This window comes from Rhizobium sp. WW_1 (assembly GCF_003610155.1).
Classification (GTDB): Bacteria; Pseudomonadota; Alphaproteobacteria; order Rhizobiales; family Rhizobiaceae; genus Rhizobium; species Rhizobium tropici_A.
Genome location: NZ_RAIN01000016.1, coordinates 93,118 through 117,456, shown reverse-complemented (window position 1 = coordinate 117,456; position 24,339 = coordinate 93,118). Strand labels below are relative to the sequence as shown.

The following is a 24,339-nucleotide window of genomic DNA, read 5'->3' as shown; positions in this document are numbered from 1 at the left end:
ACACCCTCTGGTGCTATTTATGTCACGATCCGCTACAGTGTCGCCAGCATACTAGTCACACGCTTCGTACTCCAAATCCAGCGCGTAGCCGCGCGCACGAACGGTACGGACAAGATCCGGTCCCGCTCTCTTGAGAGCTCGACGAATGTGCCCGATGTGGATATCCACCGTTCGCGGCTCGACATCTATGCCCATCGGCCATGCCGCGGCGATCAATTCTTCCCGACTCCGAACAGCCTTCGGGCTCATCAAGAGATATCGCAGCAGGCGAAACTGCAAGGCTGTCAGCACAAGAGCGTGACCATTCCTGCGCACTTTTGCAGTGGCAATGTTCATTTCGAGATCTGCAAAGCGAAGTATGTTGACCTCAGCGCGGGCGTCGTTTCTTTCAATCAGCGCGTCGAGCCTCAAGCGCCGCAGGAACCCGATGAGACACGCTGGATCGAATGGATGTGCGAGGACAAGATCGGCGCCAGCTTCATTGAGCTGCGAATTGGGCCTGTTGCAGAACAATGCGATTGAGAGATCAAATCGCGCGATCTTGAGGTTGCGCAGGCTTGCGGCATCCACGGCACAGGTCGAGCAATCGGCGATCACGGCTCTGACATCGGGATCACACAACCGATCTTCAGCCTCTTTGAGGCTGTCGACACAGAAAGCCATAAACCCCTCCGTTGCCAGAACATGCCGCAAGAGTAGAAAAATCTGCACATCTTGAGCACAGACCAGGATACGAAACTCCATCACTTTTCCTCCGGTATCGTCTCATGGCGGTGCGAATTCCCCGCCATTGACATCCAGGATCGCACCATTGATGAAGCCAGCCTCTTCCGAGACAAGGAAACCGATCGCCGCGGCGACATCATCCGGCATCCCGATGCGCCCTACCGGAATGCGGGCGATCGCAGCCCGGTTGATCTCGCTGTCCGGTGGTCCTGCCATATCGGTGGCGATCCTGCCCGGCGCTATAAGGTTGACGGTCGTTCCGCTGCCGCTCGACGTAGCCACCAAGGATCGCGCCAGCCCGGCAAGGGCGGATTTCGAGATGGCATAGGCGGATCCCGCGATCTTTGGAATTGTGCGACCGGCAAGGGAACCTACCAAAACGATACGGCCGGCTCTGCGTTCGATCATGGCAGGAAGAACAGCCTGACAGCAGAGCATCGCGCCGGTCAGATTGACGGAGAGAACCGAATGCCACTCCTGAAGGGAAACCTCGGCGAACGGTGTCGGGCCGTTTTCACCCTTGGGCGATATCCCTGCATTGCAAATCAAGATATCCGGCATGGCCCATGTCTCCCTGAGCTCATGGAAAAAGCCCTGTATTTGCGCCGGCATGGTAATGTCGATGGTGCGGGCAAACACCCTTTCGGCACCGAACCGCGTCGAAAGTCCTTGTTCCGCCTTGAAGACATGGTCCGGATTTTGACCGAACAGCGCAACCTTATGGCCATGGTCGAGCAGATGCGCGACCGTTGCCAAACCAATCCCCGAACCGCCGCCAGTGACGACGGCAAGCCTTTGGCGGGCAGCAGCTGTCATGCGGCTTCGTCCATTTGCGCAAACAGAGACAGCGGCGGGTGCGCTTGTGAATCGGTCATCACTTCGATGAGCAGCGGTTCGCCTGCCTCGATGCCACGTTTGAGGGCTGGCCCGAGCGAGGCGGGATCATCAATACGGACGGATGGGCAACCGCAGGCACTCGCGATAGCCGCGTGATCGACATCGGCGAAGTGGCATGCAGAGGTATATTGCCCGAACTTCACGGTTTCGGCGTCGCGCTGAAAACCGAGAACGCCATTGTTGAGCACGACGACCGTGACCGGCAAGCGCATGCGCATCATAGTTTCAAGCTCGGCCCAACTATGGGCAAAACCGCCGTCGCCGACAACCGCCACGACCGGGCGATCAGGCTGGGCGGCCTTGGCGCCAAGCGCGAGTGGAAAGCCCCACCCCAGTCCGGCGAGGCCCCGTGGGGTGATGAAGCGCAAGCCAGCTTTTGGCGAGCGCAATTGTCCGAGTATCCACATGGAGGAATAACTCGCATCCGCAACAATTGCGATACCGCGTTCGAGCCACGGCTGCAGTTCCGCCATGACCCGCTCCGGCCGAATGGGCGATCCATCGGATGCATAGTGAATGAGGCCGCCGCGATATTCGCCGACCACCTGGGTTCCCTTTTCCATCAGCACGACACGGCCGTTGTCGGACAGGACATCCCGATTGATGACGCAGCTCGTAAACCCTGGCTGATCGGACGAAAGTGCGGTCTCCAGCACGCAAGGGACCGACGTACCCATGGCGACGATGAAATCACGGTTGCCGAGCGTACCGGCCAGAGATCCCTGCAATTGCGTCGGCGCCAGCATGCGGTTGAAGCGCTGGTCCTCGTTTTCGCCTTGCGACTGGAAGCTGCCGGGATTGATGCCGGGGGATACGTAGTTCGACAGCTGATCCGTGGTTGGGTCCGAATCTCTCCTCCGGGTCGCCGGCGATTTCTCGCCACCATAAGCGATGACCGGCGCGCGCCTTGCCGCATCGAGCAGCTTGTCGGTGTCGGTAGCCGCCCGTTCGGTCATGACCGGGGTTGGCAGTTGAACTTCGGTCGGCGCCTTCACCGGCTGCACCGGTTCCTTGGCCGGCTCGAAGTCCGATGTCTGACGGATGATGACCCGTTCCGGCTGGGTGCCATCTGACCGCTTCTCCTGTCCGCGCATCGACCAGAGGGCGAAGGCGACGAAGACAACGATCGCCAGGGCGACAATCCCCCGCTTGAGGACCGGATTGTTGTCGAGCCGGCGACCGGCCGATGTTTCGGCACGCTCGCCAGGGATCTGGGTGATTTCTTCATCGGCCATGACATCTCCTACCGCGATGTATCCGGTTGCACCTTGACGACACGCTCGACCGACGGTGACGTCGTGTTGGTATCGGGATTGATGCCGACGCGATCATAGGCCTCGTTGAAGATGCAGAGCACATCGCTTCCCCTGCGCAGGATGAACTTGCGGCTGATTGCGTGGACCAGCACTAGATTGCCGTCGACGGACTTCGGGACAAGACTTTCTGTTCCGTCAGAGTTTTCCATGTAGATGGCAGGCATTTCCTGGTTACCGACGAAGGCGAAGGTCGTGACCTTGCCGTTGTCGTACACCGCCTGCGGCTCAAGGGCCTGGGACCCTTGGGCAGAATAGCGCCAGTTGCGGGGGCCATAGGCTTCATGCAGCCCAAGGACGCGATCGGCTTCGCCAGCCTGTGCGGCCTGAGAGCGAGCAGCGGCCTGTTGCTTGCGGCGCTCCGCCTCATCGGCCGGATAGCGATATTTCACATAGAAGTAGGTGTTCTGCCCGGCTTCGACACTACCGTCGCGGACGGTCAGTTCCATCTGATAGCTGCGCGTCGAACCGTCCCGCCGCGTCGTCACGACAGAGATGTTCGTTACCGGCTGGTTTTCCCGGGGTTTCAGGAACAGGATGTTGCCGGCCGGCGCCACCTCCCATGCGACGCTGTTGCCGAGCGCGACGTGGGCGATCTCCTCGTCGGCGGCAAATTCGATCTGTACCGACGATCTGAGCGTGCCGAGGATCTTGGTGATGTTGTAGGGCTGGTAGTCGACAAAGCGGACGCGGCTGTCCAGCGGGGCGCTGCGCGGCGTGTCGAGCGCGAGAGCCCTCGAAGAAAGTCCAGTAGCCAACACCAACATGAGGGAGACGAGGAAATGCAGTCTCAATTGATGGCCTCCGGATCGGCGCGATAGTCGCTGACGACGAAGCCCAGGGGATTGACCAGGCGGTCTGTCGAGGCCATCGGAGCGTTGGCATAGGAGAAGGTCAGCGTCGCCACCCAATGCGTGGCGCGGACATCGTCGCCTCGCGTGACGGTTCGCATGTACCGGACAGACGTCACACGGGCGTTGATCAGCGAGATGGAGACGATGTTGATCCGTGCCGTTGCGCTCCGGCCATAGATATTCTGCGGCGAATCCGGATTGCTGCCGCGATAGACAGCGGCAAAGCGGGTCTGCTCGGGCTGCGTCGACAACAGCGCCACTGTGCGGAAATTGTCCTCGGCCTCGCTCGAGACATAGCCTTCCCGGGCACGAACATATTTTGCCGCAAAATACTTCGTCACCGCCTCATCGTAAGTGCCGGCAGTCGAAGTCAGCGCAGACACCACATCGACAATGCCCGTGGAATTGTCGACCCGCACGACGAAGGGTTCGACGGTTTTGAGCGGAGTGAGGCCGGCGACGGCGAAAACGGAAACGACAGCGATGATGCTCGCACAAATGGCGACAAACCAGGCGATACGGGCGGAACGTTCCACCTGGATCAGCCGATCCTGGTCGAAGCGGCGAGCCCTATCGAAATAGCGCTTCAGACTATCCTCGTTCACCATGTCACTTGCCCTCACATGGACGATAGGAACTTGCGACATCGAGGTGCGCGAAGGCCGCTGGTGTGGGCGACATCGGCTCTTGCGCGTAGGAGGCAACATGGCTCGGCGGCTTTTCGCTTTTCCCATTGTTCTCCCACTGCCACATGGAACGGTTGAGCGGCCGGCGGGAATAGCCGTCACATTTTGGCAGAGGATGGGAGATCGAGCCGCAGCCTGCGAGGGCCATGGTCAGCGAAAGCAACAAAAGGATACGGATCATCTAATAATAACCTGCCCAATTCCATTGATATCGAGGCCGTCATTCGGCCCGGTTCGGTATCAGTCGGCGGCCGATGCCACGCGCTCCGCGGCCGACCGCCCTGAAGGTGTGAGAGGCAGCCCAGGCGAGCGTGCTTTCGTGTGCATCGCGAGCAGCGCCATAGCCGTAGGTCAGCGACGCTCCGCCCGCTGCGAGCGCCGAGGCGATGCCAGGCAATTGGTAGAAGACGTAGAGCGCGGCGATGCAGATGGCGCAGAGCGCGATCGGACGCATCAGGACGTCGCTATAGGCTTCGATCGCGGTGAATGTCGTATCGATGCAGGTGATCAGCAGCGAGCCGATCGCAACGACCAGCACCTGCAGGATGACGAAGTTTACAAGCTGGCCGATCCAGGATTCGGTGAAACGGCGGGTCGGCTGAAACATCGCGAGCGCAATGAAGATCGGCCCGATCGCCAGTATGATGGCAAGCGCCAGGCGCGCATAGAGCGAGACGATGTAACCGATCGCCGCGACAAGGAAGCTTGCGCCGATGACCAGCAGGCCGCCGATGCCGGTCACGATATCGACCGGCCAGGAGCCCCGCGACCATATCTCTTTAGCGCATTTCTGGCCCTTATCCAGCAGGCTGTCGAATGTAGAGGCGCTTGGCGTCGTGCCGGAGTTCAGAGCCTGCGATATCTCCCGCGGCAACGTGTCGAAGAAGATGTTGGTGACATAGGTTTGATAGTCGCTGGCGTTCCTCACCAGCATGACGATGATCGCAAGCTTGATGGCCCTGAATGCGAATTCGAGAATGGGTTCCTGGACCGAGCCGCGCAGCACGAGATAACCATAGAGCACGACGTAAAGCGTCAGTGCCGCCGTCAACGGACCGCTAACCCAATTGGCGATGTTCGAGGTTCCGGAGGAAATGAAGTTCTCCAATGGGGTCTTGAACTGCCCATCGACGAAGCTGAAGACCTGATACATGCCTCAACCCCCTAGCGCCTTGCCCATGCGCTCAAGGCGGAGCCTGCCGTCGGCGGCCTCCGCATTGCGGCAGTTGGGCGTGTCATGGAGCTCGCCGGGATTGTTGCGGCACGCGCCGATGATCTTCATCAGCAGCGCATCGTCGGCTACCAGTTCATCGACGGCGTAGACTTTCTGATTTTCGGGGGAGCAGGCAGACAGAAGAAGCGCCGCCGCCCCGGAAATGAACCACTTCATTTGAGCGCCGCTCCCATCGTGTCCATTCGCTTGCGCCAATCCTCGGCCTTGCGCTGGTCGTCGACCTGCACCTGGGCTTGCTGGACCATCTGCAGTCCCTGCATGCGCAGGACGTCGGTTTGCAGGAAGGCGGTTTCCGCCTGCAGACGCGCCTGCAGATCGGCAATATCCTTGGCGTCGGCCGCGCTCGATATCTGCTGGCGAAGCAGGTCGATGCCGTCGATTCGCTTGGTTGCTGCATCATAGATCTGCTGGCCGAGGCTCATCTGCCCGGCATTCTGGTTCTGGGCGCGGGAAAGCTCCTGCGCGTAGAAGTCGTTAGCATCGGTGCGATAGGTCGAATTGTCGTGAAGGAACTTCGACGCCGCATTGCCGAAGACGCCGCTTGCGGAACCCTTGAGCAACCCTTCGATGGCGCCGAAGTCCTGCGGCAGCGCCTTGCGGATCGAAGGATCGTTCAGCAACCCGGCGACATCGGCCATGTTGGTGATCTTGTTCAGCGATCCATAGAGCTGCTGGGCCTGCTGGAGTTGCTGGTTCAGGGTATCCAGCTGAGATTTGAGCTGGGTAATGCTCTCGATCTGCTTGGCGATCGCCGATTGGTCGGTAACGGGGATGCCTTGCGCTGCGGCAACATTGATCGACGCCAACAGCGCGGCCGTCGCCCACAAGAGCCCCAACCTGCCTATGCGGATCATGCCGACCTCCTTCTTTTCTGAAACACGGCGAGCCAATCCTCGTCTCCCTCGCCCAGCTCGGAACGGATGGCGTCTGCCAACTCGACGTTCGCTGTGCGGCCCGACAGAATCGCGAGCTCATCGTCGAAACCGTTGAGGTTCAGTTCGGCAACGACGCTATTGTGGCCTTGCTTGACGATGAAGCGGTGGCTCTCAACGGAGAGCTCTCTGGAAACGAGCTCGAATTCGCGTTCCGTCAGCTTGAAGCCGTCGACATAGTCAGCGCGCTCGCCGCGTGGATTGGGCAAAAAAATCTGCGTCGGGCACTGCTCGATGATCGTATGAGCAATCGGCGAGACGATCGCGTCGCGCGGACTTTGGGTCGCAAACAGCATGAGGCCGTTCTGCTTGCGGATCGTCTTCAGCTTGTTCTGGGCAAGATCACGGAAACCCTCGTCCTGCAAAGCCTTCCAGAACTCGTCGATGACGATGATGATGCGGCGCCCGTCGATCAATTGCTCGATCCGGAAGAACAGATAGGCCATCAACGGCGTACGGATCTCCTCGTTGTCGAGGAAGTCTGTCATGTCGTAGCCGACGAATTTTGCGCCAATCCCGATGTCATCGATCTCGTTGTCGAAGACCCAACCGAGCGGTCCTCCCCTCTCCCAGCGTCTGAGCCTGGAAGCAATGCCCTCGGGATCGGTGTTGTTGAGGAAGGTGCGCAAGGCGCCGATGGAGCGGCGCTCGACAGGAAGGTCCGCCAGACCGTCGACGGCCGCGGCAATGTCACGCAGCTCGGTCACAGTCAGTTCTCGGCTTCTCGCTCCCACCAGCTTGCCGACCCAGTGCGTGAGGAACACCTTGTTTTCGGCTGTCAGCTCCAGCGCTTTCAATGGCGCGCAGCCTGTGGCCACGCCGTTCCTGAGCGGCAGATAGGTGCCGCCGGCGGCACGAACGAACAGATCGGCGCCCCTGTCCTTGTCGAAAAACACCATATGGGGATCGTGCTTCTCGAGTTGCGAGAGCATGAAGTTCAGGAGCACCGTCTTGCCGGCACCCGACGGGCCGCAGACGAAGGTATTGCCAAGATCACCATGATGAAAATTGAAGTAGAAGGGTGACCCCGATGCGGTCTTCAGGATGGCGACCGCCGGCCCCCATTCATTGCCGTCCTTCTGGCCGGCCGGATAGGAATGATAGGGAGAGAGGGCTGCAAAGTTGCGCGAGGTAATCGCGCCTGATCGCGCCCGATAGCGGAAATTGCCCGGCAATTGCGCCCACCAGGCGGCCTCTAGCCCGAGATCCTCGCGAGCGACGACCGCTCCGCCGCTGGTGAGATGGGCGCGTGCCTTCGCCATGCGGTCAGTCAATTCCTTGACCGATGGCGCAAGGACGGCAAGGGCCAGATGGTGTTCTCCCACGACGAAGCGATTGGATTCGAGATCGTCCATCGCTTCACCAAGTTCCTCAATCTGCGATGCCGCCTTGTCGCCGGCGCTGACCATCTGGTTCTGCTTGCGACCCATGATCGTGCGGGCATCAGCTTTGGAGGAAAAAGCAAAGGACTGTGTCAGGACGAGTTCAAAGGGCGCGGTCAGGATGCCGTCGAGCATGCCACCGCGTGTCGTTGCCGGATATTCCTTGAAGCCGAGCATGCCGGCATAGCGGCTGTCGGCCTCGTGGCGGATCTCGACGGTCTCGCGTCCGAATATCACCCGGTCCGAATAGATCGCCGAAGAAATGCGCCCCTCCGTCAGCGGGACCGGCTCGCGTCGTCCTCCAACGATCTGATGCAGAACTTCGCTTGGTTCTGAGAACAGGGTGCCGTCCTGATCGTACAGAGACAGAATACGCGGTTCAAAGCGCTTCAGGCCCGCGGTGACATCGGCCACCTTGTCACGCAGATGCTTCAGGGCAGTTTCGTCAAGCTCGATACCGGATCGACGCGCTTTACGCAGGCGCGAGAGAAGATTGGCCGCTTTCTCGGCCGGATCCCGGCTTGGGTGCCAGACGAGTGTGACGTAGAGATCGTTGCGAAACAGGTCCTCGTGGACCATGCGCTCTCGGTATTTGGCATTGAGGCCGTCGGAAAAGCGATTGGCAAACTGCCCTTCGGGGTAAGCATTGTCACGTCGGCGGACGACATGTGTCCACAGCGCCAGCCGCTCGTCGGCGATATTGCGGTAAAGCGTGTTCAGGCTGCGGTGCAGGGCGTTCAAGTCCAAAACGTCGGCAGTCTCGAAGGAAACGCCGTCGAGTGCGATCATCGTTATCAACGCCCTGGAATCGAGCGCCACAGTCGTTTCGTCGACGTGGCGGATATAGGGGATGAAGGTCTCAGGCCCGAGTTCACGGGACCGCAACGTCGCAAGACTAGGCAAGGCTCAGATCCCTTTCGTCATAGCATCGGACAAGCTTAAGCGGCGAGAGTGTCGCGCCACCCCAATAGGAGGCGTTTCGTGAGCGGCCGCGAGTCTCGATCCAGGCAAGCAGGATCCGGAACATATTGTGGTCGTGCTTGACGAGCGCCCGGAACACGAGATGGAAGACGACGCCGACCAGTGCGTAAGCGATCGATCCCGCGATGATAAAGATGATCGTCGTCAGCATGATGTTGAAGCCCATCGCTTCCATGGTCACGCCGGCAATCATCGCCGGGCGCGTGCAGGCGAGGAACAGCGTGTCTTCTTCAATGGCCGGAGCGTCCGCCATGGCGTTCAGCCTCCAACGATAGTGTTGACCAGCTCGGTAGCGCCAAAGATCCCGCCGATACCGATGATCCAGAAGCCGGCTCGGCGCAGATCCATGTAGCCGAACATCCAGGCAATGCAGATGATGATCACGGCTATGACCGCCAGCAGTTTGGCGATGTTGCCGGTAAGCATGGTAACGATGTTCTGCAGTACGTTTTCGATACCGGCGGATTGGGCAAAGGCCGGCTCAATCATGGATACAATGATTGCAGCCGCCATGAGCGTCGAGGCGGCAAAGGGGCGAAGACTGGTTTTGGAGATCATTCACTCTGCTCCGATCGATCATTCTGGAAAATGAGGATTTAAGACCGGCGCCTGGAACTGAACACATCCCAGGATGCGGCTTCTTCGGCTTGGGAGATTTGTCTTGGGAGTGGCTGAGCCACTTGATCCGGTGGCTGGTCGGCAGACGCGGCCTGATCATCCGGTTCGGCAATGGTGAGCGACGCAAGTTTGGCGGAAAGCCGTTTTCCCTCACGGCGCACCTGCTCGTCGTATTTGACCATTGCCCCGACGGATGGATCGTCGCGTCCATAATAGGATTGGAGCATGACCTTCTCGGCCTGGGCCGGATTGGCGCCGACACGCACGGCGAGACGGTAGTAGCCGTCAAGAAGCGTCGCCGTGGCCTTGAGGTTCAGGCACGGGTCGAAAGCGGCCGATACGGATAGGTTCAGCTTGCGGAGCTCTTCGACGCCGATACCGCCAAGGCCGAGCTGGATATCGTGACGGTCCGATATCAGCGATGTGGCGACTTCGATCGCCTCGGCTTTGGTCGTCGGCTGTGCCGCAAGGGGTGCGCCGCTGTTGATGCGGATTGCGAAGGGCTGGAAGCGGCTCTCGAGGCTTACGACTGAGGCGAGTGTTTCCACCTGAACCATGGGTGCGCAGGCTTGGGCGAGATCGACGAATACAGCAGCCATCGGTCAGTACCACACGCGCTGCTTGCCGACGCCGTCGATGGTGACGTCGACATAGTGCGGCTGCGTTCGCATATTCGGGCGCATGATCACATAGCCCATGCATTGAAGACGTCCGCCTTCCCGCTGCCAGCGTGGTGACAGAACCGCGTCGGAGCCGTCGCCATAATTGTCTCGATCATGGGAGCAAAGCAAATTGCTGACACGCTGGAGGGATGTCGAGACGCAGGTTGCCCGCTCACCGCGAGGACCGTAACTCCCCGACAGCCAATATCCAGCATCGCAAAAGTAAGGCTCATAGCCCGGTCGGGAGCTTTGAAAGCCCGCCCCGCTGCAGGCTGGAAACGAATGGCCTTTTGCAAGCTGGTTCCAGAGTTTCTGGATCGGAGGTCGGCATTCCGCGTACTGGGTCGCCCCGCCAGGATTTGAGAGGCAGAGGATAACCCGGCATCCCCAATCGTCAGCCAGCGCTTTACTGTCCGAAATCAGGTAGGGTAATAATATGCAGCAGATCGCAAGTCGTGAATTCAGCAGAAGGTTTTTCATGGACAGGACCCTCCGGAACAGCGCCGCCCCATTGCAGAAGGGAACATCAGCCCCATCAACGCGCCTTTATACTATCTTATATAACACAGTTAAATAACATGACAAGAGCACTCAAGACGCAATGGCACAATCTCGCCTTCTCAGGACTTATTCTCCACGAGATCCTCGATCATCCGCTTGAGGACGAGACGCCGCAGGCTCGACTGAAGGAGATCGGCATGATGACGATCCTCTACACAATGACCCAAGCTCACCAGAAGCTAACTCTTTCAAATATAATAGAAGTTACCGAACTCACCCGGAGCGGAGCTAAGGAGACGGTTGATCTGCTTGTCAAGCGTGGGATGCTTAAGGAAACGATGGTCAAGAACTCCATGGGCCGAGGAACAGCGCGCCAGTTTGAGATCTCGGGGGAGCTTTTGACGAAACTGAGTTCTTTTGACAGTGCCTGACGGCCGCATTTAAACTGACAAATTTAATGGTGTATATGCGCAGAGTTTTAGGCCCGTTCGGCGACATCCGCGAAGGTCTCGTAGCTTGCCTGATAAATGTCTTCCGCTTTCTATGTCCTTAGGAAGCCCTCTGCCTGCGCATTATGGTGGTGCAATCGGGCTGGCGCAGGGCCTCGAGGCGGCGGCCTAAGGCTTCGCTCACCCGCAAAACATCTGGGAAATTCCGCGATAGGCCCACAATCGGCGGCGAACCGCGCTGCCGATTACTATGACGAGCGCCGGAGTTCCTTGTCTAGAATTGCGCCTGAACTCCTGCTCTGGGTCGTTAAGTAAACGCTCGCGATATGCGTGACCGGTTGGGGGCCTCGCCTCGTGCGCGGAAAATAGTTTCCACGCGGCCGATTCTCTTGGCTTAAGCATGACGATCGCATGCGGTGCGATCACGGCCTTCTTCAGCGCTCGCCGTCACACAGATATATGATATCTCGCCCCCATGGTTTCACATGCAAGCGCCCCCCGATTTCCGCTATCCTGCTTGCGGCAGGCTGAATAGAGTCAAGGGATTGTGACGGTGCCGAACGATAATTTCGCTTTCCTGCTTCCGGTAATCCTGCTGATCTTCGGTTGCACCTTTCTCGTCGTCGGGCGCTGGGGATCCAATCAGGCAAAAAGCTGGGGGATCGGCTATCTCTTGGGTGCCGCCGCCTTTTCCGTGCCCCTGGCGCTCGTGCGGCTTCCCGTACAGGCGCAGACATTGACGGCGGATGCGCTTTTTCTCGCCTCCTTCTACTTCTATGGAGGCGCGCTCCTCATTCGATTTGGCCGACCGTCCTTCACGATAGTACGACGGACCGTCGCGCTTGTGGCCTTTGCCGCCAATGTCTATGCCGTCATCGTCGCTGAAAGCCTCTCGGCCGAACTGATCGGCAATGATCTCGCCTGCATCATACTGCTAGCCTTGCCTATCGCTCTCTCTGTCGGCCGCTCGCAGCACATACGCGACAAAGCGCTCTTGACCGTCGCATTCGCAATCGTGCTCGAGACCTTGGTTCGTGACATTATCCTGATCGTTCTGCTGCCACTGCCAGGCGGCGTCGACGACTTCACTACGTCTCGCTACGACTTCTACATGCAGGTCGGCGCCTCGATTCTGGGCCTGCTGTTGGCGCTGACGGCCCTCGCCGCAGTTGCGCTCGACACACTGGAACTCTATCGCGATGCCGCGGACCGGGATCACCTCACCGGTCTCCTCAATCGGCGCGGCTTCGAGCGAGCCGTCGCGGACCGTCATCCCCGCAAGAAGACTGGCGCTATCGTGATCTGCGACATCGATTACTTCAAACAGGTCAATGACAAATTCGGCCATGCCATGGGCGACCGCGTCATTCTCGGGCTGGCAGAATTGCTGAAGGAACGTTTGCCCGCCAGCGCCTTTGCCGCCCGTTTCGGCGGTGAGGAGTTCGTCGTCTTTCTGCCGGCAGTAACGCCAACTGAAGCAGAGCAGTTTGCCAATACGAGCAGGCTCGTATTTGCCAACATCGAGCGCCGGGAAATGCCGCCAGACTACAAGATCACCGCCAGCTTCGGCGTTGCCCTCGCGGAAGACGATGATCGCTCGATCGATGATCAGATACGCCGCGCCGATGCAGCCCTCTACGCGGCCAAGGAAGCGGGGCGCAACCGCGTGATGGTTGCCGGCCAGCCGCCCCAGGACGTGACGACACCTAGAATAGTCGGCGGGAGATGAGTTCAAGATGTCTATCTTATTCTGCCGGAAATCCTTCCGCAATGCCGCCGAAATGACCTCACGAACAGCTTGAGGCTGGCCTGACATGCCGTGGGAGAACTCGCGGCTGCTCCGATGAGTGCAATCCGCGCGATGAGCTCGACTGAACCCGCCTCAATGCCCGTCCCGGGCAACCGCATCTTCCCGAACCGTATCGACCAAGTTCTTCCGATGGAAGATGAAAAGCCCGGCGAGTACGATGATGACGGAGCCGACAATAATCTGCATATCGGGTATATCGCCAAAGAAAACGAAACCCAGCACGATCGCCCATACGAGCAGGCTGTATTGCAGTGGCGCCAGCAGCGACGCGGGCGCGTATTTCAGAGATCGCGTAATCATCAAGTGAGCACTGCCGGCGACAACGCCAAGAGCAAGCATGGCTCCGAGATCGAGGGTTGAGGCGGGACGCCAGCTGCCGATGCTGAGGACCAATCCGGCAACGAGCGCCCCGACCGTTTGCCACGCGACAAGCGTCGCATCGCGCGTCTGCCGCAGCCGCCGGCCAAGCACCAGCGTCAATGCGAAGGCAAGGCTGCCTCCAAGGCCAAACAGCGAAGGCCAGGAAAACATCGCCGCGGATGGTCGGAGCGCAATCAAGACGCCGATAAAGCCGACGAAAACTGCGAGCCAGCGCCGCCAGCCGATCCTCTCACCGAGGAAGAAATGCGAGATCGCCGCGACATAGATGGGACCGGCCATATAGAAGGTCATGACGTCGGCCAGCGGAAGATAGGTGACGGCAGCATAAAAGAGAGCCACGTCAACCGTCGTCATGACGACACGCAGAAGCTGCAGTGGCGGACGTTCCAGACGAAAGAGCGCGTCGCTGCCCTGACGCGCGAGCATCGGCGCGAGAACGATGAAGGAGCCGAACGAGCGGATAACCAGAATTTGGCCTACGGAAAAACTGGCGACCAGCCACTTGCCCATGGCATCGTTCAAGGCAAACATGAAGTCGCCGAACAGCATCAGAAGCATGCCGGCGAGCACAAGATTGCCGTTCGATGCGGCCTTGCCAACAGACATGCTAATTTTTCCTCGCGAATCCTGAGTTTCTACCATCTGCGGCTTAGCCGGTTTTGCCCTCAACCCGCAATGGCATCTCCTGCAGACACCCTACTCCAAAGATCGAGAAGCTCATACTGCGCAGGCTTCAGCAGACGCGCTGCCGTCGGCTGCGTTCTTCCGGTAAAACGCGAGCGGATATTTATAAATTTTGCTATATGATAACATTTATTTGAAGACACAGGACAAACTGCGCCAGCGAGACCAGTCAAATACGCTTTGATGATTGCAGAGTTGCTTGCCGATATTGTCGGTTTGCCGGGTGAGAGAACATAGATGCCACAGCAGAGGGATGGATCGCCAGAGCCAGCGCGCCGAGATGGGGATGGTGCGGATGAGCTACTTCGCGAGCCGATTGAGGCGCTTCGGACTCGCTATCTGTCGCTTACCGAGCGTTACGAATGGCTTGAGGCGATGGTCAATTATGTGCCGGACTACATCTACGCCAAAGACAGAAGCGGCCGTTTCCTTTTTGCCAATCAGGCGATCGTCCTCAATAACGGCTTCACGCATGTTGATGAGCTGATCGGTCTCACGGACGCGGAAATTCACCCAATGGCCGACGCGCACCGGATCGAGGAGGCCGAAAGGCGTGTCATGGAGACCGGCGAGGCCGATCTTGGCGTCGAAGAGCGCCGCCTCAAGGGTGAAGGCTGGCTCATGATGTCGCGCGTGCCGCTGCGGGACAGAAACGGCAACATCATCGGTGTCGTTGGCGCATCGCGCGATATTTCCGCTCGCAAGAGCGCGGAAAAATTGATGCGCGCTCAGACGAAACTCCTGCAGGATGTGGCGCGGGGCGTCGATCTCGATACCTTCCTGAAGGATGCCCGATCCCTCCTCGAAGAGCTGCTCAACGGCAGGTCAGTCAGCTTCCTTCTTGACGGCGAGCGCTCCGCCCCATTCCTCGGCGACATTTTGGAATTTCCCATTTGCTCGCGGGATGGCGGCAAGCATGGGACGTTGGTGACGGAAGCCAACGGCAACGAAACCGGGCTGATGGAATTCCTCGCCGGTATCGCGCAAACCGTCGGGATCGCGATCGATCGCCATCGTGATATTGCGCATATCGCCTATCTGGCCGAGCATGACGTGCTTACCGGCCTGCCGAACCGTATGCTGCTCGACCGCAAGCTCAGCGCGCTTCTGGAAAATCCGTCACGGAAACAAAAATCTCTGGCTGTCGCCTTTGTCGACCTCGATAACTTCAAGCTGGTGAACGACACACTCGGCCATGCGGCAGGTGACGAGTTGTTGATGGTCGTCGCAAAGCGCATATCGGCATATGTCAAAAGCCCCGACATCGTATCGAGAATCGGCGGAGACGAGTTCATCATCGTCCTGGAAGAAACACCGGAGCCAATCTATGAAAGGCTTGCGACCATTCTGGGCGACATATCCCGACCAATGACCGTGCAAGGGGTCGAAATCCGCGTGGGCTGCAGCATCGGTGTCGCTTGCGCCGTCGAGCACGGCGAGACCGTCTCCGAACTGTTCGCCAATGCCGATATGGCGCTCTATCGCGCCAAGGAAGCCGGGCGCAACGCCATTCGGCTGTTTACGCCGTCCATGGCGGAAGATGCCCGCAACAAGCTGATCCGTATCGAAGAATTGCGACGCGCAGTGGAGCGGGATGAATTCATACTGCACTACCAACCGCAGAAGGAGGTTCGCAGCGGCAGGATAATCGGCGTCGAAGCCCTGGTGCGTTGGCAGCATCCTACCGAGGGTCTGTTGCTTCCGAGCGCCTTTATCCCGCTTGCCGAAGAAACGGGGCTCATCGTCCCGCTCGGCGAAATCGTCCTGCGCAAAGCCTGCCAGCAGGCTCGCACCTGGCAGGATCACGGTCTGCCGACGCTGCGTGTGGGCGTCAATGTATCGGCAAGGCAATTCCTGGAACATTCCTTGACAAGCCAGGTGGCCTCCGCGTTGCAGCTCGCGGATCTCGATCCGCAATGGCTTGAGCTTGAGCTGACAGAAAGCTTGATCATGCGCGACGTCGAGGGCGCCATAGAGCGGATGCACGAGCTGAAGAAACTGGGCGTCAGCTTTGCAATTGACGATTTCGGCACAGGATACTCAAGTCTGAGCACCCTCAGACGTTTTCCGCTTTCCCGTTTGAAGATCGACAGATCGTTTATAGCCGATATCCCGGAGAAGCCCGGCGATATGGCAATTACGTCAGCGATCGTGTCGCTCGGCAGAACCCTTGATCTGGAAGTCGTGGCGGAAGGTGTCGAAACGGAGGAGCAGGCCCGCTTTCTTGAAGGCGCCGGCTGCGAATTGCTTCAGGGCTATTTATTCGCCAGACCCCTTCCCTCCTCCGAGGTTGAAAGCCTGCTTGCCGCGGCGGCTGCGCCTTAGAGCAATTTCAGGAAAAGTGAGCAACAGCCGTCCGTCCGGAATTGCTTGAAAACAAAGAGATAATGCAGCTCAGAGATTCCGTGAAAGGATAAACCGCGCTAGGGAAGCGTTACGATCTCAATCCAGTTTGCGCCGGCGTTAACCGGATACCGCCCCACCAGCCCGAGCGTCCCATCCGCCTGATCGATGACATAGACCGACAGTCTGTCGGACTTCTCACCGGATGCGACAAGAAACCGGCCCGATGGATCGACGCGGATGCCGCGTGGCTGCTGCTCGGTCGGATAGTTTGTGACATAGCTTAGTCTTCCATCGTCGGCATCAACGTGGAATAGCGCGATCCGACTGGTGGTTCTCTCCGTGGTATAGAGAAATCTCCCATCCGGCGTGATGCCGATGTCCGCCGCCCATACCTTCGGCTTACCGTCGTCCAGGGGCGCCACGGCCGGTGCGATGCCGGGCGAAAGTCCGGCATCAGCGGGAATGGAAGCGACGCTTTCGATCTCGCTCAATGTGCCATTGTCGGCATCGATCGCATAGTGGATGACGTGGCCGGTCAACTCAGTCAGGACATAGACGGCCCTGTTATCGGGCGAGACGACAATGTGACGCGGACCAAATCCATGGCCGGTCGACACCTGCATCGGATCGTTCGCCTTCAGTATGCCGGTCTCGGGATCGAGCTTGAATTGTTGCACGGCGTCGGAGCCGAGATTGGTGACGAAGACATATTTGCCCGTCCGATCGCTGACGATCGCATGGGCGTTGCGTCCGGTCTCGATCACTTGCTGTGCCTGCGCGGTAACCTGCCCGTTACGGCCGATGAGCAACACGGCGATCTTGTTGCCGCCATAGGATGCCGTGAATAGAAGCCCGCCCGTCGGATCGAGAGAGACATAGGCCATGCTGTCGGGCAAAGCAGCGACAGCCTCCTGCTTAAGTCTCCCGGTTGCAGGATCGATCGTCATCGTCAATACCCGGTAAGGCTGCGAGCGGATGACGGCATAGAGATGCTGCCTGTCGGGACTGACAACCATCGGCATGACCGAGGGGCCGACATCCACATGCGATACCGGCGTGAGCGCGCCTGTCGTCTCATCCATGCTGTATACATCGATAGTTCCGGCGACCGCCGCCGAGACATAGACGAATGTGCGGGGTGTGCTGAAAGAAGCCTGAACCACGGGTCACCTTGTGCGAGCATCGATGCCGGCCCGGCCAGCGATCATGCCGATCTTTTAGCAAATATTATCCGGCCGCCGCGATAATCTTTTCCAAGATCGCCATTTCCTCCGACGTCAGATCGGTCAGAGGCGGCCGGACTGGCCCGGGATCTCGCCCAAGGATGCGCAAGCCTGCCTTGATGATCGAGACCGCATAGCCCTTCTTGCGATTGCGCAACGCTACAAGCGGAAAGAAAAAGGTCTTCAGGATATGATCAACCGTCGCCTGATCCTGCGATCGAAGTGCCGCATAAAAACGCTGCGCCAAGGTCGGTACGAAATTGAAAACCGCCGAAGAATAGGTGGTGACGCCGGCGGCGAAATACGCCTGCGCGTAGACTTCATGCGTCGGCATCCCGCCGACATAGACGAGACGATCCTTGAGGGTCGTGGTGATCTCTATCACCTTGTCGACGTCGCCGACCCCGTCCTTGTAACCGATGAGGTTGGGGCATTCGTCGGCCAGGCGTGCGATGCTGTCGGCGCTGAGCACGGCATTATCGCGATTATAGACGATGATGCCGATCCCCACGGACTGGCAGACCGCTTTGACATGAGCGATCAGGCCCGCCTGCTCGGCGAACATGAGGTATGGTGGCAGCAGTAGCAGTCCGTCCGCGCCAGCCTTTTCCGCAGCCTTGGCGATCTCGATGGCCAGAGACGTGCCGTAGCCGGTTCCCGAGATGATCGGTGTAGAGCCAGCGGACGCCTTTGCGGCGCGCACCACCTGCGGAACTTCGGCTGGATTGAGGGAGAAGAATTCGCCTGTTCCGCCGGCCGCAAAAAGGACCGCGGCTTCGTAACTTGCCAGCCATTCGATGTGGCTTCGATACTTAGCCTCATCGAAAGTCAGGTCTTGATTGAAAGGGGTGACGGGAAATGACAGCAACCCGCTGCCAACGGCCTTTTTCAAGTCGCTCGGGTTCATGACGACATCCTCTTCTCGATCGATCTAGCGGTTAAAGGTTCAAAGCTGCTGTTCGAGGGTCTGCAGGAGAGCGGCGATATAGCCGTAGCAAAAGGCAAACGCGACGCCGGTCGGATCTCGGCCGCTGAGCGTCGGCACGTGATCGGGCATCAGCATGTATCGATAGCCGACTTCCTTGTAGACACGCGCGGAGCGGACCATGTCCATGTCTCCCTCCTCGGGGAAGGTCTCCATGAAGGAAAGCTTGCCGCCCCTGATATTGCGGAAATGGACGTTGAAGATCTTGCCGCGCGTACCGAACCAGCGAATGACGTCATCGATCTCCTCGCGGGGATTGTCGAGCATCTCGCCGATCGATCCCTGGCAGAAGTTCAGCCCGTGATAAGGGCTTTCGCGCATCAGCACGAACTTCTTCAAACCCTCCACCGAGCCGAGGACGCGCGTGACGCCGCGGTAGCCCGGCGGTGTATAGGGGTCATGCGGATGGCAGCCAAGACGAACGCGATTACTTTCCGCAACAGGGACGACCCGCTCCAGGAAATAATCGATCCGCTCCCAGTTCTCGTCTTCCGACAGAACGCCCGCGAGACCAGGTGCAGCCTGATGGTTCGTCTTTTCCCAACGGAAGCTTGCATTCAGCGAACCTCCCCTGCCCGGCTCGTCCGGTGTCCGTGGAATGCCGATTAGATTGAGATTGTATTTTGCGGAGGGAATGCCGGCCGCCGCCACGTCCTCGATAAGCCTGCAGACCGCATCGATCTGTCGATCGCGATCCGGCCCGGCAAGCAAGATATCTGGATAGGAAGCCTTTTCGATCGGCTGCGACGGCAAGGGAAGCTGGATCATGTCCAGAATGAGCCCGAAACTCTCCACCTTGTCACGATGCCGTTCGAGATCGGACAGCGTCCAGCTCTCGGGCTTTCCCGGCGGATCCGCGCAAATATGCTTCACCCCCAGTTGCGCGAAAACCCGATAGTCGTCGTCATCGCGTGCCTCGACCTGCGTTCCCAAATACACTTGCCATACCTCCCAGGAGAGTCATATCATATGACATAATATGACTTGAATTGCCTGTCGAGCATTATTGCGGCTGCAGGTCAGCCAGCAGGCGATAGCGCCGCTGGCTTGCCATCATATGGGCACGCATGGCCTGGCGGGCACGATCGGCATCCTGATCGGCAATCCCGGCCAGAATCTCCGCATGCTCGGCGTGAACCTTCTCAAGATAGGCGCGATCACTTGCCTCAGGCAATGTCGGGAACTGGCCGCGCGGGATGGTCCGTTGACCGAAATGCCGGAGCACATCGACATAAAAGCGATTATTGGTGGCGGCGGCAATCGCCATATGAAACGCATAGTCGGCTTCGACGGTCGACAGCCCCTGCTCTATCAGCATCGCCATCTTGCGGTTGGCGGCAGCTATTGCGGCCTCCTGCTCGGCCGTCCGGCGGTAGGCTGCGATCGCCGCCGCCTCGCCTTCCGTCGCCATGCGGAACTCCAATAGCTCCAGCGTTTCGGGGATGCTGCCAATCTCGACCGGCGTCAGTGATAGGCCGGAGCGCGCCGAAGTGTCGGATACGAATACGCCCTTGCCTTGAACCGGCTTGACCAGACCAGCAGCGCGCAAGTCGGCAATCGCCTCGCGCACGACGGTCCGGCTGACATCGAAGGTAGCTTCAAGCTGAGGCTCGGTCGGAAGCTGGTCGCCAACACGAAGCTTGCCGGCCTCGATCTGCGTGCGCAGCTCATCGATGACCCTCTGCGCAAGCCTCTGCCGCCCCCGGACATGTGTCGTCATTCTCAATTTCAGCCGCAGCTGCCCCTACACTCTTTGCTAGATCATAATATGACTTAACTCTAGCATCGCATGTCTTAAATGCAATCTGTGCGAAAACTCAAACAACGAGTATCGTTACTGCCATGACGAATGGCTCAGGACGGTAACGTGCCTGTGATATGCGATTTAAACACGGCATCGTCTCCCAAGGGGAAGTAGCCAATTTCACTACCTATGTTGGTCATTATCTCAACGCCGATCCAGCCCGCCCAATCGTGGGAATTTAAAATGGCGGCCGATGCCGCAAACTCCTTTGCCGCCAAATCGCGTCTACCCAATCGAAATTTCGCCAATGCCTGGAACGCCGTCGTCAGGCATCGGTTGTAATCGTCACTGCTTTCCGCCTCGGCAAGCATGATCGACGCTTCTTCATAGCGACCCAATTGCACCAGTATTGCACCCCGCGTGCCCTTCAGCGTCGCAAGGTCAGGCCGAAGCGCGACCGCCTCGGCAGTCAGCAGATCAAGGCGACCATCGCAGTCCCTGGCTCGTCCGGCAAGGATAGTAATGGCTATGCTCTCGATTATCAGAAGCCGTTCCGGCGGCGATTTAGCAAAAGACAACTCGCGCTCAAGCGCGGTGACCGCCTCCTGAACTCTATCGTGGGACGAACCTGCCGCCTCCAGCCAAAACGAGGCGATCCGATCGGAGCGATCGCCGAGTTCAAACGGCGGCGTATCTCCCTCGCTATAAGGGCGCAATGCATTCAGATAGCCTTCGCGATAGAGCCTGTTGGGATCGTTTCTCTCCCCTAAGATCCGCCAGGCAGACAGCATATCGTTCGGCAAATGCTCGCTGTAGATCACGCAATGACGCGGCAACAAATTCCGGAAGACCATCCAGATCTGGAACATGATGGCAGGCACCAAAGCAGCGCCCGCAAATTCAGAATCTCGATTATACATCAATGCCGCAACGAGGACGGCAAGCAAGAGAAGATCCATCGCCGGCCCAGCGGTGACGAAGGCAAGCCGCGAATATTTCGAAGGGCGCATCGGTTGGAATATCTTGACGCTACCGCATATCGGCAATGGTGCAAGACGAAAATCGATCCCGAACAGATAAAGACGGAGCAAGATCGGTCCGAGACCAACACGAATTTCTCTTATCTGCAGCTTAGTGAGCCGCCCGACGACGGCATGAGCGCCCTCATGGAGCAGCAGGCTTATCCAAGCGCCTGCTGCGAGGGAAGAGAGGGCGAGAGCGAACAAAAGCATTATCTCCCCCTAGGCTTCTCGTTCCGTGGTTACCCTTTGCGCCCGCTTTGCCGCGCCCTGGATATTTGGCGTCATTTCTTATCCCCAATTTCATTGCCGAGGGTCAACCATTGTGCCCTCACGGTCAACGTTGAGTCATCATACGACGCAGCATTCGCTTGGCAGACCCCGAAGAAAAATCAGCATAGGACGCTCGGTCAGATTTCCCAGTCAGAAGAATAAGTTCTGGAACTCAATCTCGATGACAATTCAAGCTTGACCTCGATCGTCTTACGCAACCTTGCCGCAAGAGTATCGGATAACACAGTGCCATCCACCCAATCCCGTTCCGTAGCGTAAACGACATAGGGATTGATCACGCATTTAAAATCGAGCATCAGCGACATGGCCAAGCTTCCATATGCCATGTAGCTGTGAGGAAGCCCGCCGGAGCAGACGAAAGTCACGATCTGGTCGAACCAGGCGGATTTTCGACCGCCCGCCCCCGTCGCGCCCGTAAGCTCGATCAGACTCTTGGCGGCACTGCCAACAGACCAATTGTAGATGGGTACGGCCAACAGCACGCCATCCGCATCGCGAATAGCACGGCAAAGCCTTTCGTAGGATGGATGGTCGTAACAATTCGAGTTATCGAATACGGGCAACTCAAGCTCGCGTAGGTCGATAAAATCGACATCACATTGCCTTTGCAGCAAGAGCCTTTCCGCTTCACGAGCAATCAGACTGCTCCGGCTTTCCGGGTCCATGCTGCATGACAGAATGGTCATTTTTGATTGATGCATCTCTATCTCACCCGGCTGCCGACGCCATCAGTCGGAACTGCGCTGAGCGTTAGAATTAAGCGGAATCTCCGCATCCACAACCGGTTTTTTCCACACAATCAGTGCATTCTTGCGAACGCTGCACACGTCTCAGCACGATCGAAACAGCATGTTCCACCCCCGTTCGACCACAGCAATCTTCTCGCGGAATCATCGCGAAAATTCTAAATATTTGCAAGTGCTTACAAAAGTTTTTGAAGCTCTTTATCGGGCACCACTGCTCATCAACATCGGCACCGGAAGTCGTCACCACACGAATTCAAAATCGCTATATTGACATTTGTCGAAAGCAAATCGAATATTGTCAACATCGATACGGAATAGAGATCGCTGATCGCATTCGATCTTGCTCCGGCATCCGGAGTGCGGAGGGGAAAGTGGAATTCCTGCTTGAAGTGGAGGGGCTGAAAAAGTCCTTTGGCGGCGTTGCGGCACTACGCGATGGGCGCTTTCAGCTGCGGCCCGGCTCCGTTCACGCCCTTTGCGGCGGCAACGGCGCCGGCAAGTCGACTTTCCTCAAGATCCTGATGGGCATTCACAAGCGCGATGCCGGCTCCATTCGCCGCCGCGGCAAGGACGTCGATTATGCAAGCCCGGCCGAAGCGCTTGCCGCCGGCATTGCCATCATCGAGCAGGAATTAAGCCCCATTCCGCACATGACGGTTGCGGAGAACATCTATCTTGGCCGTGAGCCCTCTGCGCGCTTTGGCGGCATCGATTTCAAGACGATGAACCGCAACGCGCAGGCGCTGCTCGACCGGCTGCAGTTCAACATCCGCGCAACGCAATTCATGATGAACCTCTCGGTTGCCCAGGTTCAGCTGGTCGAGATCGCCAAAGCGCTTAGCCACGATGCCGAAGTTATCTTCATGGACGAGCCCACCTCGGCGATCGGCGAGAAGGAAGCGCAGCAGCTGTTTGCGACCATCGAACGCTTGAAGGCGGAGGGCAAAGGCGTCGTCTACGTCTCGCACCGCCTGTCGGAAATCTTCCAGATCGCCGATTCCTACACCGCCTTCCGCGATGGTTCCTATGTCGGTAGCGGCGCTCTTGCCGATATCGATCGGCCCGGCCTCATCCGCATGATCGTCGGCCGCGAGCTTGGCGAGGAATACATCAAGACGAATGTACCGACGGCGACGCCGGGCCTGGAAGTCGCCGGCCTGACCGCAGCAGGCAAGGTCAACGACATCTCCTTTACCGCCCACCAGGGCGAGATCTTCGGCATCTACGGCCTGATGGGATCGGGCCGAACCGAAATCTTCAACTGCATCTTCGGCGTCGATGCAGTCAGCAGCGGCCAGATCAAGCTTGCCGGCGACCCCATCGTCGTTCGCAAGCCCGCCGAAGCCATGCAGCACGGCATCGCCTTCGTCACGGAAGATCGCAAACTGACCGGCCTCAATCTGATCGACAGCGTCCGCAACAACATCTGCCTTGCGAGCCTGCCTGAAATGAGCCCGCGTTTCTCGATGGATCGCCGGGCCGAGGCCGGCGCCAGCCAGGACATGATCCAGCGTTTCGGCATCAAGGCGGCGCGGGACAGCATGCCGGTCTCAGGCCTTTCCGGCGGCAATCAGCAGAAGGTCGTGCTCGGCAAGTGGTTCCTGCGCAAGCCGAAAGTGCTGCTACTCGACGAACCGACGCGCGGCGTCGATGTCGGCGCCAAGCGCGAAATCTATCGCATCATCTGCGAGTTCGCCGCCGAAGGTGGCACCGTCATCATGATCTCATCCGAAATAGACGAGGTTCTCGGCATGTCCGACCGCATCCTGGTGATGCGCCAGGGCCGCTCTGCCGGAATTCTCAAGAGGGAGGAGGCCGACGCGCAATCGCTCGTGCATCTGTCGACCTGAAGGCGACAAGAGCAAGAAGCCA

The 24,339-nt window shown here is 58.6% G+C and carries 25 protein-coding genes; 4 read left to right on the top strand and 21 right to left on the bottom strand.

From position 1 onward, the window contains the following. Positions 1 to 51 precede the first annotated feature (51 nt). From BJ928_RS31055 to BJ928_RS30990, 14 genes are read right to left on the bottom strand one after another with little or no spacing between them, the layout of a single operon-like run. Complete coding sequence (locus BJ928_RS31055) at positions 52 to 744, bottom strand: response regulator transcription factor (RefSeq protein WP_047635222.1); 693 nt, start codon at positions 742 to 744, stop codon at positions 52 to 54. Positions 745 to 765: 21 nt separating this feature from the next. Continuing rightward, the gene (gene fabG / locus BJ928_RS31050; protein WP_047635221.1) at positions 766 to 1,542 is read right to left on the bottom strand and encodes a 3-oxoacyl-ACP reductase FabG; all 777 of its coding nucleotides are present in this window, start codon (positions 1,540 to 1,542) and stop codon (positions 766 to 768) included. Then, positions 1,539 to 2,858, bottom strand: a complete 1,320-nt coding sequence (locus tag BJ928_RS39455; protein WP_082011965.1) for a thiamine pyrophosphate-dependent enzyme — start codon at positions 2,856 to 2,858, stop codon at positions 1,539 to 1,541. The genes fabG and BJ928_RS39455 overlap by 4 nt, the downstream gene beginning before the upstream one ends. An 8-nt stretch (positions 2,859 to 2,866) precedes the next feature. Continuing rightward, complete coding sequence (gene virB9 / locus BJ928_RS31040) at positions 2,867 to 3,730, bottom strand: P-type conjugative transfer protein VirB9 (protein ID WP_047635220.1); 864 nt, start codon at positions 3,728 to 3,730, stop codon at positions 2,867 to 2,869. Further along, a complete protein-coding gene (locus BJ928_RS31035; RefSeq protein ID WP_047635217.1) occupies positions 3,727 to 4,398 on the bottom strand; it encodes a virB8 family protein in 672 nt (223 codons plus the stop codon). The genes virB9 and BJ928_RS31035 overlap by 4 nt, the downstream gene beginning before the upstream one ends. Position 4,399: 1 nt before the next feature. Beyond that, positions 4,400 to 4,657, bottom strand: a complete 258-nt coding sequence (locus tag BJ928_RS31030; RefSeq protein WP_047635214.1) for a hypothetical protein — start codon at positions 4,655 to 4,657, stop codon at positions 4,400 to 4,402. A gap of 39 nt (positions 4,658 to 4,696) precedes the next feature. After that, positions 4,697 to 5,629: a type IV secretion system protein gene (locus BJ928_RS31025; RefSeq protein WP_047635212.1), complete on the bottom strand. Its 933-nt coding sequence runs from the start codon at positions 5,627 to 5,629 to the stop codon at positions 4,697 to 4,699. 3 nt (positions 5,630 to 5,632) lie between these two features. Beyond that, positions 5,633 to 5,866, bottom strand: a complete 234-nt coding sequence (locus tag BJ928_RS31020) for an EexN family lipoprotein (RefSeq protein WP_047635209.1) — start codon at positions 5,864 to 5,866, stop codon at positions 5,633 to 5,635. Then, positions 5,863 to 6,564 carry a P-type DNA transfer protein VirB5 gene (virB5, locus tag BJ928_RS31015; RefSeq protein ID WP_052227886.1) on the bottom strand — a complete coding sequence of 234 codons (702 nt, stop codon included), beginning with the start codon at positions 6,562 to 6,564 and terminating at the stop codon, positions 5,863 to 5,865. Before virB5 ends, BJ928_RS31020 begins: the two co-directional genes overlap by 4 nt. Further along, on the bottom strand, positions 6,561 to 8,927 hold the full coding sequence (locus BJ928_RS31010; RefSeq protein WP_047635204.1) for a VirB4 family type IV secretion system protein: 2,367 nt from the start codon (positions 8,925 to 8,927) through the stop codon (positions 6,561 to 6,563). Before BJ928_RS31010 ends, virB5 begins: the two co-directional genes overlap by 4 nt. Then, positions 8,920 to 9,258 carry a type IV secretion system protein VirB3 gene (locus BJ928_RS31005; protein ID WP_047635194.1) on the bottom strand — a complete coding sequence of 113 codons (339 nt, stop codon included), beginning with the start codon at positions 9,256 to 9,258 and terminating at the stop codon, positions 8,920 to 8,922. The genes BJ928_RS31010 and BJ928_RS31005 overlap by 8 nt, the downstream gene beginning before the upstream one ends. A 5-nt stretch (positions 9,259 to 9,263) precedes the next feature. Continuing rightward, the gene (locus BJ928_RS31000; protein WP_047635191.1) at positions 9,264 to 9,563 is read right to left on the bottom strand and encodes a TrbC/VirB2 family protein; all 300 of its coding nucleotides are present in this window, start codon (positions 9,561 to 9,563) and stop codon (positions 9,264 to 9,266) included. Positions 9,564 to 9,601: 38 nt separating this feature from the next. Further along, on the bottom strand, positions 9,602 to 10,222 hold the full coding sequence (locus BJ928_RS30995) for a lytic transglycosylase domain-containing protein (RefSeq protein ID WP_047635188.1): 621 nt from the start codon (positions 10,220 to 10,222) through the stop codon (positions 9,602 to 9,604). A gap of 3 nt (positions 10,223 to 10,225) precedes the next feature. Further along, complete coding sequence (locus BJ928_RS30990; protein ID WP_047635187.1) at positions 10,226 to 10,765, bottom strand: hypothetical protein; 540 nt, start codon at positions 10,763 to 10,765, stop codon at positions 10,226 to 10,228. Positions 10,766 to 10,863: 98 nt separating this feature from the next. On the opposite strand from BJ928_RS30990, the gene BJ928_RS30985 reads away from it, so the two are divergent. After that, a complete protein-coding gene (locus BJ928_RS30985) occupies positions 10,864 to 11,217 on the top strand; it encodes a hypothetical protein (RefSeq protein WP_047635186.1) in 354 nt (117 codons plus the stop codon). A 571-nt stretch (positions 11,218 to 11,788) separates the two neighbouring features. Further along, positions 11,789 to 12,964 (top strand): GGDEF domain-containing protein, encoded by a 1,176-nt coding sequence (locus tag BJ928_RS30980; protein WP_047635261.1) that lies wholly within the window; start codon positions 11,789 to 11,791, stop codon positions 12,962 to 12,964. Between the two features lie 153 nt (positions 12,965 to 13,117). Here the strand turns inward: BJ928_RS30980 and BJ928_RS30975 are convergent, their stop codons facing one another. Continuing rightward, on the bottom strand, positions 13,118 to 14,032 hold the full coding sequence (locus BJ928_RS30975) for a DMT family transporter (protein WP_047635184.1): 915 nt from the start codon (positions 14,030 to 14,032) through the stop codon (positions 13,118 to 13,120). Between the two features lie 315 nt (positions 14,033 to 14,347). Between BJ928_RS30975 and BJ928_RS30970 the strand changes: the two genes are divergently transcribed. After that, a complete protein-coding gene (locus BJ928_RS30970) occupies positions 14,348 to 16,435 on the top strand; it encodes a GGDEF and EAL domain-containing protein (protein WP_047635181.1) in 2,088 nt (695 codons plus the stop codon). Positions 16,436 to 16,533: 98 nt separating this feature from the next. On the opposite strand, the gene BJ928_RS30965 is transcribed toward BJ928_RS30970, so the two are convergent. The 6 genes from BJ928_RS30965 to BJ928_RS30940 form a co-directional block, all read right to left on the bottom strand. After that, positions 16,534 to 17,619 (bottom strand): lactonase family protein, encoded by a 1,086-nt coding sequence (locus BJ928_RS30965; RefSeq protein ID WP_047635178.1) that lies wholly within the window; start codon positions 17,617 to 17,619, stop codon positions 16,534 to 16,536. A 64-nt stretch (positions 17,620 to 17,683) separates the two neighbouring features. Then, a complete protein-coding gene (gene kdgD, locus BJ928_RS30960) occupies positions 17,684 to 18,586 on the bottom strand; it encodes a 5-dehydro-4-deoxyglucarate dehydratase (protein WP_047635176.1) in 903 nt (300 codons plus the stop codon). Between the two features lie 39 nt (positions 18,587 to 18,625). Then, entirely contained in the window at positions 18,626 to 19,603 is a 978-nt protein-coding gene (locus BJ928_RS30955; RefSeq protein ID WP_047635172.1) for a mannonate dehydratase, read from the bottom strand. A 64-nt stretch (positions 19,604 to 19,667) separates the two neighbouring features. Continuing rightward, positions 19,668 to 20,384 carry a FadR/GntR family transcriptional regulator gene (locus BJ928_RS30950; RefSeq protein WP_047635170.1) on the bottom strand — a complete coding sequence of 239 codons (717 nt, stop codon included), beginning with the start codon at positions 20,382 to 20,384 and terminating at the stop codon, positions 19,668 to 19,670. Between the two features lie 134 nt (positions 20,385 to 20,518). After that, positions 20,519 to 21,640, bottom strand: a complete 1,122-nt coding sequence (locus BJ928_RS30945; RefSeq protein WP_047635166.1) for a site-2 protease family protein — start codon at positions 21,638 to 21,640, stop codon at positions 20,519 to 20,521. 197 nt (positions 21,641 to 21,837) lie between these two features. Next, positions 21,838 to 22,422 carry an NADPH-dependent FMN reductase gene (locus tag BJ928_RS30940; protein ID WP_047635165.1) on the bottom strand — a complete coding sequence of 195 codons (585 nt, stop codon included), beginning with the start codon at positions 22,420 to 22,422 and terminating at the stop codon, positions 21,838 to 21,840. Positions 22,423 to 22,838: 416 nt separating this feature from the next. On the opposite strand from BJ928_RS30940, the gene BJ928_RS30935 reads away from it, so the two are divergent. After that, on the top strand, positions 22,839 to 24,317 hold the full coding sequence (locus BJ928_RS30935; RefSeq protein ID WP_047635162.1) for a sugar ABC transporter ATP-binding protein: 1,479 nt from the start codon (positions 22,839 to 22,841) through the stop codon (positions 24,315 to 24,317). The last annotated feature ends 22 nt before the right edge of the window (positions 24,318 to 24,339 follow it).